The organism is Rhizobium sp. X9 (assembly GCF_018873185.1).
GTDB lineage: Bacteria > Pseudomonadota > Alphaproteobacteria > Rhizobiales > Rhizobiaceae > Agrobacterium > Agrobacterium oryzihabitans.
Map to the genome: position 1 here is coordinate 1,855,551 of NZ_CP071311.1, position 18,158 is coordinate 1,873,708.

General features: G+C 59.0%; 20 protein-coding genes and 1 other RNA gene. 8 read left to right on the plus strand and 13 right to left on the minus strand.

Annotated features, from left to right (window positions below; all coding sequences use genetic code 11):
• Nucleotides 1–101: 101 nt before the first annotated feature.
• From JZY08_RS09170 to JZY08_RS09180, 3 genes are all read right to left on the minus strand, one after another.
• Complete coding sequence (locus JZY08_RS09170; RefSeq protein ID WP_216329962.1) at nt 102–632, minus strand: SRPBCC family protein; 531 nt, start codon at nt 630–632, stop codon at nt 102–104.
• On the minus strand, nt 625–993 hold the full coding sequence (locus JZY08_RS09175; RefSeq protein ID WP_216329963.1) for a helix-turn-helix transcriptional regulator: 369 nt from the start codon (nt 991–993) through the stop codon (nt 625–627). Before JZY08_RS09175 ends, JZY08_RS09170 begins: the two co-directional genes overlap by 8 nt.
• Before the next feature lie 259 nt (nt 994–1,252).
• Nucleotides 1,253–1,513: a hypothetical protein gene (locus tag JZY08_RS09180; RefSeq protein WP_216329964.1), complete on the minus strand. Its 261-nt coding sequence runs from the start codon at nt 1,511–1,513 to the stop codon at nt 1,253–1,255.
• 39 nt (nt 1,514–1,552) lie between these two features.
• On the opposite strand from JZY08_RS09180, the gene JZY08_RS09185 reads away from it, so the two are divergent.
• Nucleotides 1,553–2,431, plus strand: a complete 879-nt coding sequence (locus JZY08_RS09185) for a hypothetical protein (RefSeq protein WP_216329965.1) — start codon at nt 1,553–1,555, stop codon at nt 2,429–2,431.
• 70 nt (nt 2,432–2,501) lie between these two features.
• Here the strand turns inward: JZY08_RS09185 and ilvN are convergent, their stop codons facing one another.
• The gene (gene ilvN / locus JZY08_RS09190) at nt 2,502–3,074 is read right to left on the minus strand and encodes an acetolactate synthase small subunit (protein WP_216329966.1); all 573 of its coding nucleotides are present in this window, start codon (nt 3,072–3,074) and stop codon (nt 2,502–2,504) included.
• A gap of 19 nt (nt 3,075–3,093) precedes the next feature.
• Nucleotides 3,094–4,887 (minus strand): acetolactate synthase 3 large subunit, encoded by a 1,794-nt coding sequence (locus JZY08_RS09195; protein WP_216329967.1) that lies wholly within the window; start codon nt 4,885–4,887, stop codon nt 3,094–3,096.
• A gap of 381 nt (nt 4,888–5,268) precedes the next feature.
• Between JZY08_RS09195 and JZY08_RS09200 the strand changes: the two genes are divergently transcribed.
• A complete protein-coding gene (locus JZY08_RS09200; protein WP_216329968.1) occupies nt 5,269–7,281 on the plus strand; it encodes an ATP-binding protein in 2,013 nt (670 codons plus the stop codon).
• 9 nt (nt 7,282–7,290) lie between these two features.
• Here JZY08_RS09200 and miaA read toward each other — a convergent pair whose 3' ends face one another.
• Nucleotides 7,291–8,187, minus strand: coding sequence for a tRNA (adenosine(37)-N6)-dimethylallyltransferase MiaA (miaA, locus tag JZY08_RS09205; RefSeq protein ID WP_216329969.1), 897 nt, complete (start codon nt 8,185–8,187; stop codon nt 7,291–7,293).
• On the opposite strand from miaA, the gene serB reads away from it, so the two are divergent.
• Both serB and JZY08_RS09215 read left to right on the plus strand, forming a co-directional pair.
• Complete coding sequence (gene serB / locus JZY08_RS09210) at nt 8,186–9,076, plus strand: phosphoserine phosphatase SerB (protein ID WP_216329970.1); 891 nt, start codon at nt 8,186–8,188, stop codon at nt 9,074–9,076. The genes miaA and serB overlap by 2 nt on opposite strands.
• On the plus strand, nt 9,073–9,645 hold the full coding sequence (locus tag JZY08_RS09215) for a GNAT family N-acetyltransferase (RefSeq protein WP_216329971.1): 573 nt from the start codon (nt 9,073–9,075) through the stop codon (nt 9,643–9,645). Before serB ends, JZY08_RS09215 begins: the two co-directional genes overlap by 4 nt.
• Nucleotides 9,646–9,669: 24 nt before the next feature.
• On the opposite strand, the gene JZY08_RS09220 is transcribed toward JZY08_RS09215, so the two are convergent.
• The 7 genes from JZY08_RS09220 to JZY08_RS09250 all read right to left on the minus strand — a co-directional run bounded on the left by JZY08_RS09220 (nt 9,670) and on the right by JZY08_RS09250 (nt 16,269).
• Nucleotides 9,670–10,419 carry an SDR family oxidoreductase gene (locus JZY08_RS09220; RefSeq protein WP_216329972.1) on the minus strand — a complete coding sequence of 250 codons (750 nt, stop codon included), beginning with the start codon at nt 10,417–10,419 and terminating at the stop codon, nt 9,670–9,672.
• Nucleotides 10,420–10,509: 90 nt separating this feature from the next.
• On the minus strand, nt 10,510–12,051 hold the full coding sequence (locus JZY08_RS09225) for a Do family serine endopeptidase (protein WP_216329973.1): 1,542 nt from the start codon (nt 12,049–12,051) through the stop codon (nt 10,510–10,512).
• 309 nt (nt 12,052–12,360) lie between these two features.
• Entirely contained in the window at nt 12,361–13,284 is a 924-nt protein-coding gene (hflC, locus tag JZY08_RS09230; RefSeq protein WP_082182612.1) for a protease modulator HflC, read from the minus strand.
• 1 nt (nt 13,285) lies between these two features.
• Nucleotides 13,286–14,407: an FtsH protease activity modulator HflK gene (hflK, locus tag JZY08_RS09235; protein ID WP_082182613.1), complete on the minus strand. Its 1,122-nt coding sequence runs from the start codon at nt 14,405–14,407 to the stop codon at nt 13,286–13,288.
• 143 nt (nt 14,408–14,550) lie between these two features.
• A complete protein-coding gene (locus tag JZY08_RS09240; RefSeq protein ID WP_216329974.1) occupies nt 14,551–15,078 on the minus strand; it encodes a dihydrofolate reductase in 528 nt (175 codons plus the stop codon).
• The gene (locus JZY08_RS09245; protein ID WP_216329975.1) at nt 15,075–15,869 is read right to left on the minus strand and encodes a thymidylate synthase; all 795 of its coding nucleotides are present in this window, start codon (nt 15,867–15,869) and stop codon (nt 15,075–15,077) included. The genes JZY08_RS09240 and JZY08_RS09245 overlap by 4 nt, the downstream gene beginning before the upstream one ends.
• 91 nt (nt 15,870–15,960) lie before the next feature.
• Nucleotides 15,961–16,269 (minus strand): DUF2853 family protein, encoded by a 309-nt coding sequence (locus tag JZY08_RS09250; protein ID WP_035242256.1) that lies wholly within the window; start codon nt 16,267–16,269, stop codon nt 15,961–15,963.
• Between the two features lie 142 nt (nt 16,270–16,411).
• Here JZY08_RS09250 and ssrA point away from each other — a divergent pair.
• The 4 genes from ssrA to JZY08_RS09270 all read left to right on the plus strand — a co-directional run bounded on the left by ssrA (nt 16,412) and on the right by JZY08_RS09270 (nt 18,092).
• Nucleotides 16,412–16,782, plus strand: a transfer-messenger RNA (tmRNA) gene (ssrA, locus tag JZY08_RS09255).
• 228 nt (nt 16,783–17,010) lie between these two features.
• Complete coding sequence (locus JZY08_RS09260; protein ID WP_035220594.1) at nt 17,011–17,523, plus strand: SspB family protein; 513 nt, start codon at nt 17,011–17,013, stop codon at nt 17,521–17,523.
• Between the two features lie 44 nt (nt 17,524–17,567).
• Nucleotides 17,568–17,771, plus strand: coding sequence for a DUF4169 family protein (locus JZY08_RS09265; RefSeq protein ID WP_003494961.1), 204 nt, complete (start codon nt 17,568–17,570; stop codon nt 17,769–17,771).
• Nucleotides 17,772–17,882: 111 nt separating this feature from the next.
• Complete coding sequence (locus JZY08_RS09270) at nt 17,883–18,092, plus strand: ribbon-helix-helix domain-containing protein (protein WP_003494959.1); 210 nt, start codon at nt 17,883–17,885, stop codon at nt 18,090–18,092.
• Nucleotides 18,093–18,158 lie beyond the last annotated feature (66 nt).

Below are 18,158 nucleotides of genomic sequence, written 5' to 3' on the forward strand. Positions count from 1 at the left end.
CAAAATGTGAGCGCAGAAAACCGGTCCTCGGTGCGCCGCTGCAACGGCCAATAACGGCGCGGCAAACCGCGCCGTCAGTTTTCAAAATACGCAGCACCTGGTTATGGTATGCGGTGCTCATATTCCTCTTTCAGCCCCAGCCAGCTGTCCCAGAAGGGTTTGGGCTGCTTTTCCTGGAGACGCGCAGCGAGAATATCGAGATGCGCATGCCAGCCGGCGCTGACTTCGAGCCTGGTCTTCCGATTGGCCAGTCGACGATGGACCAGTGTCAGAAGCACGTCCTTGCCCAGAGCCTGAAGCTCGATCGATACCTCACCACCCTCACCCCAACTGAAGACGAGGCGATGCGGCGGAATAACGGTAATGATGCGCGAAGCCATCCTGTCCTCTTCGGAAAAACCCTCCGGGCGGTGGCCCGGCGGGTCGGAAAGCTCGTCATTGCGCCAGACCAGTTCGAACGGCGCATCGGGCGCAAGCCGCATTTCACCGGATGCCAGCCACCGGCGGCGTAGGTCGCTTTGTGTCAGATAGGCCCAGACCCGGTCGATCGGCCCCGGCAGGAGCCGTTCTATCTTCATGGTCGTCGGCTCGACGAGCCGGCCATAGGTGTCAGGCATTGCAATATCAGCCATTGTCATTTCCTCCATTTGCAGGGAACTTTCCCTGATCATCCTCCCTGAGCATCTGCTCAAGAATATCGAGGCGGCTGTTCCAGAACTGCCGGTAGAAATCCAGCCATTCATGCGCGTCTGCCAAGGGTTCCGGCGCAAGGCGGCAGACATGCGTGCGCCCCCTCACCTCGCGGCGGATAAGCCCGGCATTTTCCAGCGCCTTGATGTGCTTGGATGCCGCCGCGAGCGATATGTCGAACGGCTCGGCCAACTGGCTCACCGTTCGCTCCCCACGGGAAAGATCGCGCAGCATCGTGCGTCGCGTCGCATCGCCAAGCGCATGAAAGACAGTGTCGAGATGTGGAACAGATAATTCAACCATGTTGTTGAATATAAGCTGACGGTCCGGAAAGTCAACCATGTGGTTGAATATATAAACGCAGGGCAAATCTCACCCCACGTCATCGCCTGCCGCCGGCTGAACCAGTGCAGAAACGTAGATGGCCAATCGCCAAACAGAAGAAGCATGCGCGTCGATTGCGGCGACAACATCAAAACATTCTAATATAATAACACTTGCAATACGGAAAAAACGCTATTGATTAAATTACTCCGTTTATATTTACATCAAAGAAACCTGATTAACCCATGATATTGGCATAATAGTCGGGATCAATATTATCATGATTGGGAAATATACAAACCAGATGCAGGCCGCCATACTTTTGGAAGGCAACATCGCCGCCTCGCCACTGCCAAATCTGGTTAAGCAGCTTCAGACCGTATTCAACCGGCTCGGCGTAACCCTGGCGTGCCCCGGAATGTCTTCGACCTATGTGCAGATGTTCGGGCCAAACGATCTTCAGCTCACTGTCGAGTTCGTCGCGGGTCCAGCGGATCATGGCGTTTTCGCTGGCACGCTCGGCTCGCCGATCTCCGTCATGCTGGTGCCCGATGCCATCGACCGAATCCGGCGCCATAAATCCCACCTGCTCGTCTATATACAGCACGGCGTGTTTGGCGGAGTGATGCAGGAAAAGGGCATTGCCAGCCTGTTCAGTGAACTCGGCATGTACCAGCCCGGCCATTCGCTTGCCGAGTTTCTGGACCGGGTAAGATGCTTGTCCATCGCCTGCGAAACGATCTGCGCAAATGTGCCGGCAAGCCTCATCCACTGGACGCAGAGCAATATGCTGTTTTCGGCCGAGAGTTTCACGGCATTTGTCGAAGAGCCGATAGGACCCCTGACAGTTCACCCCCGCATTTACCGTGACGAGCCACCACCGGGTACTACGGAGCAATGTGTCGGCATCCAGACGTTGGGAGCAGCAGACTATATCGGGCGCGAAATCAATGTGGAAGCAGCACCCGTTCCCTGGTCAGAACTATATGCGGGCGCGCTGACCTTCATCAAAATTGCTACCGAGAAAAACGGATATATTATCCCCGATGGCGACGTCTTTGGGATAGAGGACGATTCCGTTTCTTATCGGGTTCGCCATGTCGCCGCGACGGCCGGACAAGACTTACCGGACCAATATCAATTGACCCTTCGCTACTCCCGCAAACATGGCTATAGGGCGAACGATATCAAACGCCGGCTGACGGTCCCGGGCGGTGTCGATGGCGTTGAACGGCTGATAGGAACCGCGACGCCGGAAGCAAGAGCCGAGCTTCGGAAAATGCGCGAAAGCGAGGCGCTGGCCGAAGGTATCGGCGGCCGTCTCGTCGTGACACGACCTGCGGATGAACCACCACAGAATCCTGGTCGTACAGGAAACGCACGCATCATACCCTTTGGAAAGCGCACCGGACTGTAGGTGGAAAAAAGACAAGCCCGCGACGTTGCGCGGGCTTGATATTCAACAGCAATTACTTTCCTTGCGGAAATTACATCCCCTGCGAACCACGGTTCATCGCTGCAATCCCCGTACGGCAAATCTCGATCAGGCCGAGCGGCTTGATGATGGCCACGAACTGGTCGATCTTGGACGACTTGCCGGTGATCTCGAAGATGAAATGCTCCACCGTCGCATCCACGACCTTGGCGTGAAACGCATCGGCAAGGCGAAGCGTCTCGGCGCGGGCTTCGCCCGAGCCGGCGACCTTGATGAGCGCCACTTCGCGCTCGATCGGCCGTTCCTGACCCAGTTCGCGGGCGCGAACGGTGAGATCGAGAACCCGGTGCACCGGAACGATGCGTTCCAGCTGCGCCTTGATCTGCTCCAGCACGATCGGCGTGCCGCGCGTCACGATGGTGATGCGCGACAGATGCGCCTCATGCTCGGTTTCCGAAACCGTCAGGCTTTCGATGTTGTAGCCCCGGCCGGAAAACAGGCCGATGACCCGGGCGAGAACACCCGGCTCGTTGCTGACGAGAACCGACAGCGTATGATTTTCGACGGCAGCCGTTTCCTTCTGGATGAAATAGGCGGAGCCGGTGGGTTGTAGGTGTGCGTTCATTTCCTTTTCCTCTCCCGGCTCAGACTAGCTGACGGCCCTTGGCGTCGATGGCGTTGGCAACAGCTTCATCCGTCGCCTCATCCGGCAACAGCATCTCGTTGTGAGCCTTACCAGACGGGATCATCGGGAAGCAATTGGCAAGATTGGCAACACGGCAATCGAAGATGACCGGCCGGTTGACCGCGATCATTTCGGCGATCTTGTCATCCAGCTCCTTCGGATCGTCGCAATACATCCCGACTGCGCCATAGGCTTCCGCCAGCTTGACGAAGTCAGGCATGGCTTCGGTGTAAGAGTTGGACAGGCGGTTACCATGCAGAAGCTGCTGCCACTGCCGCACCATGCCCATGTACTGGTTGTTGAGGATGAAAATCTTCACCGGCAGACCGTACTGGATGGCGCAGGACATTTCCTGAATGCACATCTGGATCGAGGCATCACCGGCAATGTCGATAACCAGTGCTTCCGGATGCGCAACCTGAACGCCGATGGCCGCCGGCAGACCATAACCCATGGTGCCGAGACCGCCCGAGGTCATCCAATGGTTCGGCTCCTCGAAGCCGAAGAACTGCGCCGCCCACATCTGGTGCTGGCCGACTTCGGTGGTGATGTAGGTGTCGCGTCCCTTCGACGCCTCATAAAGCCGCTGCAAGGCATATTGCGGCATGATGACGTCGTTGGAATTCTTGTAGGCGAAGGAATTGCGCGCGCGCCAGCGCTCGATCTGGGCCCACCAGTCGGCTGTCTGCACCTTTTCCGGCTTCTTCGGCAAGGCGCGCCACAGGCGGACCATATCTTCCAGAACGTGGCCGACATCGCCAATGACAGGCACGTCAACGCGAACCGTCTTGTTGATCGACGACGGATCGATGTCGATGTGGATCTTCTTGGAGTTCGGTGAAAACGCATTGATGCGACCGGTAATTCGGTCATCGAAACGCGCACCGATGCAGACCATGACGTCGCAATCATGCATCGTCATGTTGGCCTCGTAGGAACCGTGCATGCCCAGCATGCCGAGCCAGTTCTTGCCGGAGGCCGGATAGGCGCCAAGACCCATCAGCGTCGAGGTGATCGGGAAACCGGTCAATTCCACCAGCTCACGCAGCAGCCGCGTCGCTTCCGGGCCGGAATTGATGACACCGCCGCCGGTGTAGAAGATCGGCTTCTTCGCCTTCGACATCAGTTCGATAGCCGCGTGAATGGCGTTGAGATCGCCCTGGACCTTCGGCTTGTAGCTCTTCTGCTGAATGGCGGCGGAAGGCGGTGTGTAGGTGCCGGTGGCGAACTGGATGTCCTTCGGAATATCGACGACGACGGGACCGGGACGGCCCGTCTGCGCGATGCGGAAGGCTTCATGGATGATGCCCGCCAACTCGTTGACGTCCTTTACCAGCCAGTTGTGCTTGGTGCAGGGGCGCGTGATGCCGACGGTGTCGCATTCCTGAAAAGCGTCGGAGCCGATCAGCGATGTCGAAACCTGACCGGAAAGGCAGACGAGCGGAATGGAATCCATCAGCGCATCCTGCAGCGGCGTCACCGCATTGGTGGCGCCGGGACCGGACGTGACGAGCATGACACCGACCTTGCCGGTGGAGCGGGCATAACCTTCGGCCGCATGGCCGGCGCCCTGCTCATGGCGCACGAGAATGTGCTGAATGTCTTCCTGCTGGAAAATCTCGTCATAGATCGGAAGCACGGCACCGCCGGGATAACCGAAGATGTGCTCGACGCCGTTGTCCTTCAGCGCCTGCAGAACGATCTCCGCACCTGTCATGCGATTGCTGTTTTCCGTATTGTCCTTATCCGTCATTGCCTGTTTCCATCCCGCTTTGGCTTTGGATATCGAGGAGCCCGAGGGCCTGTTTGAAGACATAAAAAAAGGCCCCTTAAGGAGCCTCGTTCAGCGCATGGGTGCTTTCGCCGGATGATTACACCATCCTGCCCATGCGCCGTCCCACCACGATAAGTACGTTAAGATTTTTCATGGGCCGGAGTGTTAGCCAGAAAAGCGCCAGTCGTCAACGCATATTGCGGAAAAAATCGGCGTCCGCTTCTTTTATTGCCCGAAAGACGCCGTGGACGAAATTTTCGAACACAACCGATACACCGGTTGTTAAATATAATCTTTTACTATCGAAGCCGCAGATACTGCCCGAACCACCGCGATCATCCGCATGTACCGGGATATGACGTGAATAACGACGAGTTTCATAAAGCGTCCCGAATGGACGAAAACGAACGGCGATCTGGCCAGCAGCCGCCAAACCGCATGCTGGGCCGCGTCATCGCCTGTGATGGCGCCCATGCGACCATTGCCGCCGAAACCGAGATCGGCTCAACCGATGTCGCCCAGCTCTGGTCCGTTGGCCGCCTGATTTCCATCGAAATGGGAACGAGCCGTGTCGCGGCGCTGGTATATGCCATGCGCACCGGCGAGGAATATTGGTCCTCGGACAGGGCGAACAGGCTGCTGATCGATGTGGAACTCGTCGGCGAAGTCTATCGCACCGAGGACGGCAGCGAACGCTTTTCCTGCGGCATCTCACGTTACCCCTATCTGGGTGCGGTGGCACATCGCATCCGCACGGGAGACCTTGCCAAGATCTACGACGGCGGCAAGCGCGACAGCTGTGTCATCGGCAAGCTGACGCAGGACGACACGATCGGTGCCGCCATCAACATCCAGCAGATGCTGGCGAAACATTTCGCCGTCGTTGGATCGACGGGCGTGGGCAAGACCACCGCTGTCTCCCTGCTGCTGAACAAGGCGATCGAGACTGACCCGAAGCTGCGTGTCCTCATTCTCGATCCGCACAATGAATTTGCGGCCGCGTTTCCAGATCATTCTGTCGTCATCGATACCGATACGCTCGACCTTCCCTTCTGGCTGATGCGCCTTGAGGAATTCGCGGAAGTGATTTTCCGGGGCCGCAAGCCGGTGCCGGAAGAGATGGATGTCCTTCGCGACATCATTCCGGAGGCGAAAAAGGCATTTCGCGGCACGGATGGCTCCGCCGTTCGCCGCACATCCGACAAGAGCGCGATCACGCCGGATACGCCGGTGCCCTACCGCATGGCCGACCTTCTGGCGCTTGTTGACGAGCGTATCGGACGGCTGGAAGGGCGCGGCGAAAAGCCGGCGCTGCGCTCCCTGAAAGGCCGCATCCTCTCGGCCATCAACGATGCTCGCTACAATTTCATGTTCTCCAGCAATACGATCAGCGACACCATTCTGGAGACGGTGGCGCATATCTTCCGTATTCCCGGGGAAGGCAAACCCATCTCGGTTTTCCAGCTTTCCGGCATCCCCTCCGAGGTGGTGAACTCGGTGGTTTCCGTCCTCTGCCGCATGTCCTTCGAACTTGCCGTCTTGGCGCGCGGTTCGCTGCATATGCTGGTGGTCTGCGAAGAAGCACACCGTTATGTCCCGGCCGACCCCGAGCGCGGCTTCTTCCCGACCCGGCAATCCATCGCCCAGATCGCCAAGGAAGGCCGCAAATACGGCATCTCGCTCGGCGTCATCAGCCAGCGGCCGAGTGAACTGGACCAGACCATCCTGTCGCAATGCTCGACCGTTTTCGCCATGCGGCTGTCAAACGAGATCGACCAGAAGATCATTCTGTCCGCCGTGCCGAATGCCTCAACCTCGACCACCAGCTTTCTGTCGTCCATCGGCAACGGCGAGGCCATCGCCTTTGGCGAAGCGGTGGGCGTGCCGATGCGCATGCGCTTCAACCGCGTGCCCATGGCCAAATTGCCGAAGGCGAGCGGCACGGTCAGCCACATACCCCACGAAACACCAGATACGGTCGACCTGAACAACATCGTGACGCGTATGCGCGCCACAGCCAAGCCAGTCATCACCGGCTTCCAGCAAAGCGTTGAAGCAGCTTTTTCCGATCTGCCGGAACCGGTTTCCATCCCAAAAGAGGCGGACGACATCGACCGCTGGAAACGCGAATTAGGGACAGCAGCAACGGACGGATACGAACCTTACCGCCCCGACATGCTGCCCGGACGCGCGACCTCAGCGCCGCAAAATCCGACGACAGCAGCCGACACCGCCGCCGGTGCCGTCAACGACTTGCGCAGGGCCGGTTTCCAGATGCAGGCGCAGAATGGCCCGCCCCCCGGCGATACACGTCCTTCGTTGCGGGAAAGCCTGCTGAAAAAGCCGCTCGGCAGCCTCTATCGCAAGGATTGACGGTCGCCGTCACGGCTGAATACGCGTCCAGTCCGGTCCCATCTGATTGCGGAACCAGGTCATCTGCCGCTTGGCATATTGGCGGGTGGCGGCCGCCGATTTTTCGATCACCTCGGCCTCGTTCATACGGCCGGCCAGCATATCGGCGATCTGGGCAACACCGATCGCCTTCATCGCCGTCGCATCGGGCGGGAGATTGAGGGCGAGAAGGGCTTTCACCTCTTCCACCGCACCGCTCTCCATCATGGTTTCGAAACGTCGGTTGATACGGTCATGCAGCACCGGTCTCTCCGGCAGGACGACGAATTTCTGCGCACGCTCGGGATCGATGATCACCGGGCCGCTGGCCTTCTGGAAATCCCGGATCGACTTTCCGGTCGCCTCGATGACCTCAAGCGCCCGGACGATCCGCTGGCCGTCCCCCGGCTGAAGCCCCTGTGCCATCGCAGGATCGCGCTGCGACAATTCTGCGTGGAGGACCGCCGCTCCCTCTTCAATCAATCGGGCACGCAGCCTGTCGCGTATTTCGTCTGGAATGGCAGGCATATCGGAAAGGCCACCCGTCAGCGCCTTGAAATAAAGCCCCGTGCCACCGACGATGACCGGAAAACGCCCCTGCTTGCGCAGATCGGGAAGCAGGGCCGAAATCTCTCGCAACCATTCGCCCGTGGAATAGAGGCTGCTCGCCGGCACGTGGCCGTAAAGCAGATGCGGTACGCCCTCCATTTCTTCCTCGGATGGCCGGGCGGTCAGCACCCTCAGAGTGTCGTAAACCTGCATGCTGTCGGCATTGATGACGACACCGCCCCGCTCCCGTGCCAAACGAAGCGCAAGCGCGGACTTGCCGCTTGCCGTCGGGCCGGTTATCAGGATCGCATCAAAATTCTCATCAAGGTTTTTCATCATGGCTTTCGTTGCCACGCTTATCGCCAATCCGTCAAATCCTGTTCTGACACCGGCCCTCGGCGAAGCCGCCGCAAAGGCCGTCAACGCATCGGGCCTCTACTGGCTGGCTGACGGCATTGCCTGCGATATTGCCCTGCCCTCCGGCACGGATGCGGAAGCGGCCCGCAACGCCATTGCAGGCGCGCTTGCCGGCCAGCCGATCGATATCGTGGTTCAGGAACAGGACAAGCGACGCAAGAAGCTTCTGATCGCTGATATGGATTCGACCATGATCGGCCAGGAATGCATTGACGAGTTGGCTGCCGAAGTGGGACTGAAAGACAAGGTCTCCACCATCACATCCCGCGCCATGAATGGCGAGATCGCTTTTGAGCCGGCGCTCAGGGAGCGTGTGGCGCTGCTGAAGGGCCTGCCGGTTTCCGTCATCGACGACGTCATCGAAAAGCGCATCACGCTCACCCCCGGCGGCAAGGAGCTGATCGCCACCATGAAGGCCAAGGGCTATTATACCGCCCTTGTTTCCGGCGGTTTCACCGTCTTCACCGGCCGCGTCGCCGCCATGCTGGGTTTTGACGAGAACCGTGCCAATCTGCTCGGCGAAGCCAATGGTGAGCTCGACGGCACCGTTGCCGAACCGATCCTCGGCAAACAGGCCAAGGTGGATGCGCTGAACGATATCGCCACAAAACTCGGCATCTCGCCGGATGAGGCAATGGCAGTCGGCGATGGCGCCAACGATCTGGGCATGCTGCATCTGGCCGGCGCCGGTGTCGCCCTGCACGCCAAGCCTGCCGTTGCGGCAGAGGCGCAGATGCGCATCGACCATGGCGACCTGACCGCGCTTCTTTACATTCAGGGTTACCGCAAGACGGATTTTGTCATTCCATGATCATCCGCGAGACACAAAGGCTCATTCTGCGCGAGTGGAAGGAGAGCGACCGCAATCTGTTCCGCGAAATCAATGCCGACGAAAAGGTCATGGAATTCTTCCCCTTCCGCCGCAGCCATGCGGAAGCGGACGCGGTTCTCGAAACCATCAATGGCATGATCCGCGGCAGCGGCTACGGCTTTTATGCCATGGAGCTGCGCGAGACCGGCGAAGTCATGGGCTTCTGTGGTATCTCCCCCGTCATGAACCTCGATCCGCCCTTCCCGGTCGGCACCATGGAAATCGGCTGGCGGCTCGCCACGCGTTTCTGGGGGCACGGTTATGTGACGGAAGCCGCGCAATCGCTGCTCGTCATGGCTTTCGATGAAAAGGAGACGCCGGAAATCGTCTCCTTTGCCGTCCATGATAACCGGCGTTCGACGCGCGTGATGGAGCGCATCGGCCTGAAGCGTGACCCTTCACGCGACTTCGATCATCCGCGTGTGCCGGAAGACAGCCACCCGCATTTGCGTCCGCACGTCACCTATGCGCTGACTTTGGAGGAATGGCGGGCACGACAGCCGCAGTAACGCCCTCGCCCGCCAGTTCGGCAATTATTTCACCGCCGCATTGCCGCCATCGGCAAACAGGGCTGATCCGGCAACGAAGCTCGACATCGGGCTGGAGAGGAAAAGGGCGGCCTGCGCCAGCTCCTCCGGCTCCGCGATGCGTTTCATCGCATGCAGCCCCGCGGCCCACTCCTTCTGGGTTGCATCTCCCGCCATCGGCGTATCGACGCCACCCGGAAGCAGCGCATTGGCGCGAATGCCCTTGACGGCGTAATCGGCAGTAATGCCTTTCACCAGCCCCATCAGCGCCGCCTTCGATGTGCCATAGGCTGCCATGCCGGGTATGCCAACGCTGGTGCCAACGAAGCTGGAGATGAAGACGACCGAGCCGCCTCCCCGCTTCAAGATCGCGGGGATCTGGCTGCGCACGCCGAGAAATGCGGAAGTAAGATTGGCGGCGATCACATGATCCCATTCCTCGACCGAAATCTCCGCAAGCGGTTTCATCGCCCCAACCGCACCGGCATTGTTGACGGCGATATCGAGACCGCCAAAGATGGTCATGGCCACCTCCGTCAGGCGGGCATGGGTTTCCGCAATGCCGACGTCACCCGCGACAGTGTGAACGCGACCGCCGGCCTGGCGAATGGCGGAAGCCACATCCTCAAGTGCCGCTGCGCCACGCGCGTTGATGATGACGGCCGCACCCTGTTCGGCAAACAGCCTTGCCGTCGCCCGGCCGATGCCGGATGACGCACCGGTGATGATTGCAACCTTGTTTTCGAGTAATTTCATATCCTTGGCCTCCGTTCGATGGAGACCAAGAATTAAAGAGCGACCGGGATCACAACCACCCGATTCCTGACGAACCGAGCGAAAGGCGCTTTATTCCAGCGGCAGCGCCACGACGCGCAGATTGCCCTGAGCATCTGCAACCATCATATGCGCATTCTTGCGGCCTTCGGATTTCAGGCCGTTGATGCGCACCAGCACATCGCCCGGAACCTCCATGAAATCCTGCCCGACCTCGACGATGATATCGCCCGGCTTCATGCCCTTCTGTTCGGCAGGCGAACCCTGATCGACGCTCGCGACAAGCACGCCTTCGACGCTTTCGGCGATACCCTTCTCCGCTCGCAGCTCGTTGCTCAGAACAACGAGGTTCATGCCGAGCACGCTCTGCGGTGCTTCGCGCACCTCGGGGGTCTGGTCCTGCGCCTGATCGTCGCTGCCGCCATCATCAGGTGTCACCACGCCGCCGTCGCCGTCTTCGGCCTGCGGATCATCCGTTGACGCCTTTTCATCCGGCGTGTCGAGCAATTGGCCGAGCTTCACCTCGAGGGTCTCTTCCTTGCCGTCGCGCAGCACAACCACGTCGACTTCCTTGCCAACAGGGCTTTCCGCCACGATCCGCAGGAGATCGCGCATCTCGTGAATATCCTTGCCGTCGAATTTCAACACGACATCGCCGGCCACGATCGGGCCGTTTTCAACCGGACCGCCCTTGGCGACACCGGAAATCAGCGCACCCTTTGCGCTTTCCATGCCGAGGCTCGCGGCCACGTCATCCGTGACAGGCTGCACGCGAACGCCGAGCCAGCCACGACGCGTCTCGCCGAATTCAATAAGCTGCTGCACGATATTCTGCGCGAGTTCCGTCGGAACGGCGAAACCGATACCGATCGAACCGCCGCTCGGCGAAATGATCGCCGTATTGATGCCGATTACCTCACCCTTCATGTTGAAGAGCGGGCCGCCGGAATTGCCCTTGTTGATCGCCGCATCCGTCTGGATGAAATTGTCATAGGGACCGGCATTGATGTTGCGGCCCCGCGCCGAGATGACGCCGACCGTCAGCGATCCACCGAGGCCGAAGGGATTGCCGATGGCCATCACCCAGTCGCCGATGCGCATGCTGCGCGAATCACCGAACTTGACGGCCTTCAGCGGCGTTTTCGGCTCCACCTTCAATACGGAAAGATCGGTCTTCGTATCGGTGCCGACCAGCGTCGCCTTGAGCTTCGACCCGTTCGGGAAAATCACCTCGATCGCATCAGCGCCCTCGATGACGTGGTTGTTGGTAACGACGTAGCCGGCCGGATCGATGACGAAGCCGGATCCCAGCGAACTGACCTTGTCGCCACCTTCCGGTTTCTGGTTGTCGAAATAATCCTTGAAGAACTCCTGGAAGGGAGACCCTTCCGGCAGCTTCGGGGGAACGGGGCCCTTGCCTTCGGTCTTGACGTTCTGCGACGTCGAAATATTCACCACCGCATCCAGAAGCGGCTCAGCGAGATCGGCCACCGATGCCGGCCCGTGGCTCTGCGCCCATGCCGCAACCGGGGCCGAAAGGCTACCCGCCACAAGCGCGATGCCCGCGACTGCGGCAATGCTGCTGCGAAAAGGCGAAAGAAGGGTCACGGCCATAAGCGTCCTCGCGTTTCAAATAGTCTTGCCCTGCATATATCGTCAAAGCATAAGGCGGAATGATGAAGTGTAAAAATACCTTTTCGTGAACAGGCGGATGACGCCCTGCCCCCGACCTACAGCTTTGCCACGAAAACCGACCCAAAGGAAAGGGCCGGCCAAAACCCGTCCTAAAATTACCAACACGGCTGCTCAACCCTCTCCTCCGTCATCCTCGGGTCAGGCCCAAGGATGACGTCGTGCGCGGGGGGCCGTCAAAAAGAAAGGGGCCGGTAAAAACCGGCCCCTCCACTAGTATTTGATCCGTTATCAGTTCGCCGGTGCCGGCGCAGGCGCGGCGGGCGGCGTAGACGGAGCACCGTCGATGTTGTTGAAATAACGGAAGAAGGTCGAGTCCGGGGAGAGGACCAGCGTCGTGCCGGTTCCGCTGAGCGAGCTGGAATAGGCGGCCATCGAACGATAGAACTCGAAGAAGCTCGGATCGCGCTGGAAAGCCTCGCCGAACACCTTGTTACGCTCCGCATCGCCCTCACCCCGAAGCACTTCGGACTGGCGACGCGCGTCGGATTCGAACTCCACCACCTGACGATCGGCGATAGCGCGGCGGCGCTGCGCTTCTTCGTTACCGCGGGCGCGGATCAGTTCGGCTTCAGCCAGACGTTCCGACTTCATGCGCTCGAAGGTCTGCTGCGACACTTCCTGCGTCAGATCGGTACGGCGGATGCGGACATCCACGATGCTGATGCCGAGCGATTCCGCGTCGGGACGCAGGTCGTCACGCACTTCCTGCATCATCGATGCACGTGCATCCGAAAGGGCGGATTCAAAGCCGCGAAGACCGTAGACCCGGCGCAGCGACGCGTCGAGACGGGTGCGAAGCCGCGATTCCGCCGACATCTGGTCACCGGAGACCGTCTGCCGGAAGCGGCGTGCATCCGTGATGCGGTAGACCACGAAGGCATCGACTTCGTAGAACTTACCGCCGGATACCTGAACACGGATATTGTCGTGATCGAAGCGCAGGGCCCGGTTCTCGACATATTGGACCCGGTCGGCATCCATGAAGGCGAAGGGCAGCTTGAAATAGAGGCCCGGCGCGGTTTTCACGTCCTGGATCTGACCGAAGCGCACGACGATGGCCTGCTGGCGCTCGTTGACGACGAAGATCGAGGAATAGCCGAAGAAAAGCAGAACGGCGAGACCGACGAGAACGGCCGTAAGACGGTTGCTCATATCAGTTGCCTCCCTGCTGTGCTGCGCCGGTATTGCCGCGCATGATCTCATTCAGAGGCAGATAAGGCACCACGCCCTGTTTCTCGTCGATGATGACCTTGTTGGAGCCCTTCAGGACCTGTTCCATGGTTTCCAGGAACATACGCTGACGGGTCACATCCGGCGCTGTGCGATATTGATCGTAGATTGAGATGAAGCGCTGCGCCTCACCCTGTGCCTCGTTGACGACACGCGACTTGTAAGCGTTCGCCTCTTCGACGATCTGCGCGGCCTGACCACGTGCGGCACCCAGCTTCTGGTTGGCGTACTGGTTGGCTTCCTGAACGAAACGATCCTCGTCCTGCTCGGCACGCTGCACTTCATCGAACGCATCGGCCACTTCGCGCGGCGGCGCCGCATCTTCGATAGCCACGGCATTGATGGAAATGCCGGCGCCGTAACCGTCCATGGTGGACTGGATGATGGTGCGCACATCTGCCGCGATCGCCTGACGGTTATCACGGAAAATGTCCTGTGCCGGACGGCGTCCGACGACCTCGCGCATGGCGCTTTCGGATACCTGCTGCAGCGTCTCAGCCGGGCTGTCAACGTTGAAGAGGTAGGATTTCGGATCGGAAACTGTATAGAGCACCGAGAACTGTACGTTGACGATGTTCTGGTCGCCGGTCAGCATCACGCCGCTCGACGAGGAAGACGAGGCGCGCGAACCGATGTTCTGCTGCTGCTCGGTCACCTTGACGATTTCAACCGTCTCGATCGGCCACAGATGGAAATGCAGGCCCGGCATCGAGATTTCGTCCTTCGGACGTCCGAAACGCAGTTCAACGCCGCGCTCGTCCGGCTGGACGGTGTAGATGGACTGGATGCCGAGGAAAACCAGAACGACGAGAACGAGGATTGCAACCGCGCCGCCGTTGAAGCCGCCCGGCAGGACATTCCTGAAACGGTCCTGACTGCGCCGGATGATCTCTTCCAGATCGGGCGGGCCGCCATTGCCGCCGCCGCCACCGCCGCGAGGCCGGTTAGGCCCCTGCCCCCATGGGCCGCCACCGCCGCCCTGGTTGTTTCCTCCACCGCCGCCGCCCCAAGGGCCGCCGCCGCCATTCTGATTGCTCCAGGGCATCAATACCTCTTTATAAAAGCCTCTCCCGGTTCCGTTCGAAAGCGATTGCTCGCGTGCGGCGGGAATATCGACCCGTTATAAGAAGGAGAAGCGTCCGTTTCAACGCAGAGGTGGTAACTAAATACCCAATCAGGGTAAATAGTTCACTTTGACGCGGCTCTTCGCAAATAAGTGGTGAACAAAACGGGATAATTGTCCCTTTCCCCTGCGGGAGCGGCATTTTCCTCGACTTTTTCAAACACGGCCGGATCTATTTCCGGAAAAAAAGTGTCGCCATCGAGCTTTACCGCCACATGGGTGACGGAAAGTTGATCGGCAAACGGCATGGCCTGACGGTAAATTTCCCCGCCGCCGGCCACGAAAACCTCATCCACCCCAAGTTCCGCAGCCTTTGTCTTGGCAAGCTTCAGGGCGTCTTCCAGCGATGAAACGACATCCACAGCCGCCGGTCTGTAGTCTGCATTGCGGCTGACGATGATGTGCGGCCGGCCCGGCAGGGGACGCTCGCCAACGGACAGAAACGTCTTGCGGCCCATGATGAGCGGCTTGCCCATCGTCATCGCCTTGAAGCGCTTGAGGTCGGTGGAAAGCTTCCACGGCATGTCGAGGTCGCGGCCGATAACGCCGTTTTCCGATACCGCGACGATGAGGGTGACGCGCGGCTCACTCATACCGCGATCGGCGCCTTGATGCTTGAATCAGCCTCGTAGTTTTCCAGCGTAAAGTCTTCGAACTTAAAGGCGAAAAGGTCCTTCACGTCAGGATTGAGGCGCATCGTCGGCAGGGCCTTGGGCGTGCGCGTCATCTGCAGCTTCGCCTGCTCGAAATGGTTGGCGTAGATATGCGCGTCGCCGAGCGTGTGGACGAAATCGCCCGGTTTCAGGCCGGTGACCTGCGCCACCATCAGCGTCAGAAGCGCATAGGAAGCGATGTTGAATGGCACGCCGAGGAAAATATCGGCCGAGCGCTGGTAGAGCTGGCAGGACAGCTTTCCATCAGAAACATAGAACTGGAACAGGCAATGGCAGGGCGGCAGCGCCATCTCGTCCACCAGCGCCGGGTTCCACGCCGAAACGATATGACGGCGGGAATTGGGATTGGTTTTAAGGGCCTCGATCAAAAGCGCGATCTGGTCGATATGGCGGCCGTCAGGTGCCGGCCAGGAGCGCCATTGCGCGCCATAGACGGGGCCGAGATCGCCGTTCTCGTCGGCCCACTCGTCCCAGATGGAAACGCCGTTTTCCTTGAGATAGGCGATATTGGTGTCGCCCTTCAGGAACCACAGCAGTTCATGGATGATCGAGCGCAGATGCAGTTTCTTGGTGGTCAGAACCGGAAAACCTTCGGAAAGGTCAAAACGCATCTGGTAACCGAAGACCGAGCGCGTGCCGGTGCCGGTGCGGTCTCCACGGTCGGAGCCGGTTTCCATCACATGCCGGAGAAGATCGAGATATTCTTTCATGCGTTCTGCCGCCGATTCCCTGATATCAGTGGAATATAATAGCACAGGGCGGCAGAACCAATCACCTATTCAGGGCTATCCCCGGCTCAAATCAGAGCGACTGGAGTTTGCCCAGTTCCTTGGCGACAAGGTAATAGAAAGTGACGCGCGACTTGGAGCGATCAGCAGCCATGGCCTTGGCGGTGGCATCAATCGCCTTGTCGGCGCTGTCATCGGTCACGCCGAGCTTCTTGCCGCACCAGCTCGCCTTCACACGCGCAAGCTCTTCCGGATCGGAAGCGGACACCAGCGATGAATCCCGGTTGCGCAAGGCAATGCCGAGATGCTTGACGATCTTGCCGACAATGGCTTCGTCGGCTGCTGCATCGTATTTCTTCACATCTGCGAGATAGTCGGTCATGTCCACTCCTTCGTGTGTCCCCGGCCCGGTGTTGTTTCTGGTGACCGGTTGCAGGGAGAATGTGTCAGCAATCCCTCGTCGTCAAGAATAGTCTAAATTGCCGGGCGCAAACACGAAACCTTTTCATGGAATTGTCATCGCCCCCCTTTTCTCGGCCACGGGAAACGCCTATATGAGCCTTGCCGGGGCAACCCGGCTATGGCGATAAACGGTCGGTGTAATAAACCTATTGGACCCGGGGGCGGTACCCGGCGCCTCCACCAAAAACCGGCGGCTTTCTTGAACAAGGCCGGCTTTTGATGGGGGCGAAATAGGATCGACAAGGGCGTAAAGATCGAACTTTTGCTCGGCATGATACCGCCGTTATCGGGTCACAAGTGTAGTTGCAAACGACAACAACGCTAAGGAATACGCTCTCGCTGCCTAATGGCGGTGCGGGAATTCCGCTCTAAGTCCTCACGGTTAGCCCCGTGAGGCGGGGTTCGGAGGTACCTGGCAACAGAAACCTCCACCTTCTCCATTTTGCCTGAATTGGTTATATGATAGCTGACTTGCGATCGGCATCGGCTTTTCCGTTGCTGCCGTTCAGGACATTGCGTATACTTGGGCAACGCGTAGCCGTCAGGACCGAATAGATACTGGCTCAAGGATTACGCAAAGATTCAAAGTGTTACAGCGTCCTTGGCGCGCATGACGCGCCGCGCTTTAAAAGACGTTCGAATAAGGGAAAGACAGGACCGCATGGGGCAGGATCATATCCGTTACGACATTCTCGCACAGGATGCCCTTCGCGGCGTTATTCGTAAAGTTTTGGGTGAAGTGGCCGCTACCGGCCGCCTGCCCGGCGACCACCATTTCTTCATCACCTTCCTGACCGGAGCGCCCGGGGTGCGGATTTCCCAGCACCTCAAGGCGAAATATGCCGAGCAGATGACCATCGTCATCCAGCACCAGTTCTGGGACCTGAAGGTGACCGAAACCGGCTTCGAAATCGGCCTGTCCTTCTCGGACACCCCGGAAAAGCTGGTCATTCCCTATAACGCCATTCGCGGTTTCTACGATCCTTCGGTCAATTTCGAACTTGAGTTCGATGTGCCCCTGGCCGACGAGGAAGAGATGGAAGACGCCGAAATTACCGCCTACCCCGTTTCCAACGAGGCAAAACCGGCTTCCACCGCCGAAGCCCCCAAGGCCGGTGAGGAAAAGAAGGAAGGCTCCGTCGTTTCACTGGATGCTTTCCGCAAGAAGCAATAACAGCTTCCTGTCTGACCGCGCGAAACTCAAGGAGACATATCCGCATGGCCGCCGATATCGTCAATCTGCGTCAGTTTCGAAAGCAGAAAGCCCGCAGCGAAAAAGAAAAACAGGCGGAGCAAAACCGCCTGTCCTTCGGCCGGACAAAGGCGGAAAAAAATCTGACATCGGCCCTTAACGAGAAAGCCGAAAAGGCACTCGACCAGGGGCGGCTCGAAAAAGACGACGACAGGACTGACAGGGACTGATCATCCGGCCTTGAAGGCCCGGAAAAATCCTCCCGGGAAATCATCACACAATAGCGAAACAGAGGCTTACCGGCGAAATATGATTGAGATTTCCAGCCGGAGAGCGATCTGATGATCCGCAAGCATTCCGCGACATTGCACGGCCACCGCACCAGCATTTCGCTCGAGGATGCCTTCTGGGACGAGCTGAAAATCATCGCCGAAAAGCGCAAGATCAGCTTCGCCGCCCTGCTTGCCGAAATAGACGACAACCGGCCAGCCGACAGCAATCTGTCCTCATCCTTGCGGGTCTATGTGCTGAACTGGCTCAAGACCCGCTGAACATTTTCGGTAGCGTGAGCGATTGAAACCCGAGCCCGGTTTCCGCGCCGGGTAACTACTAATATT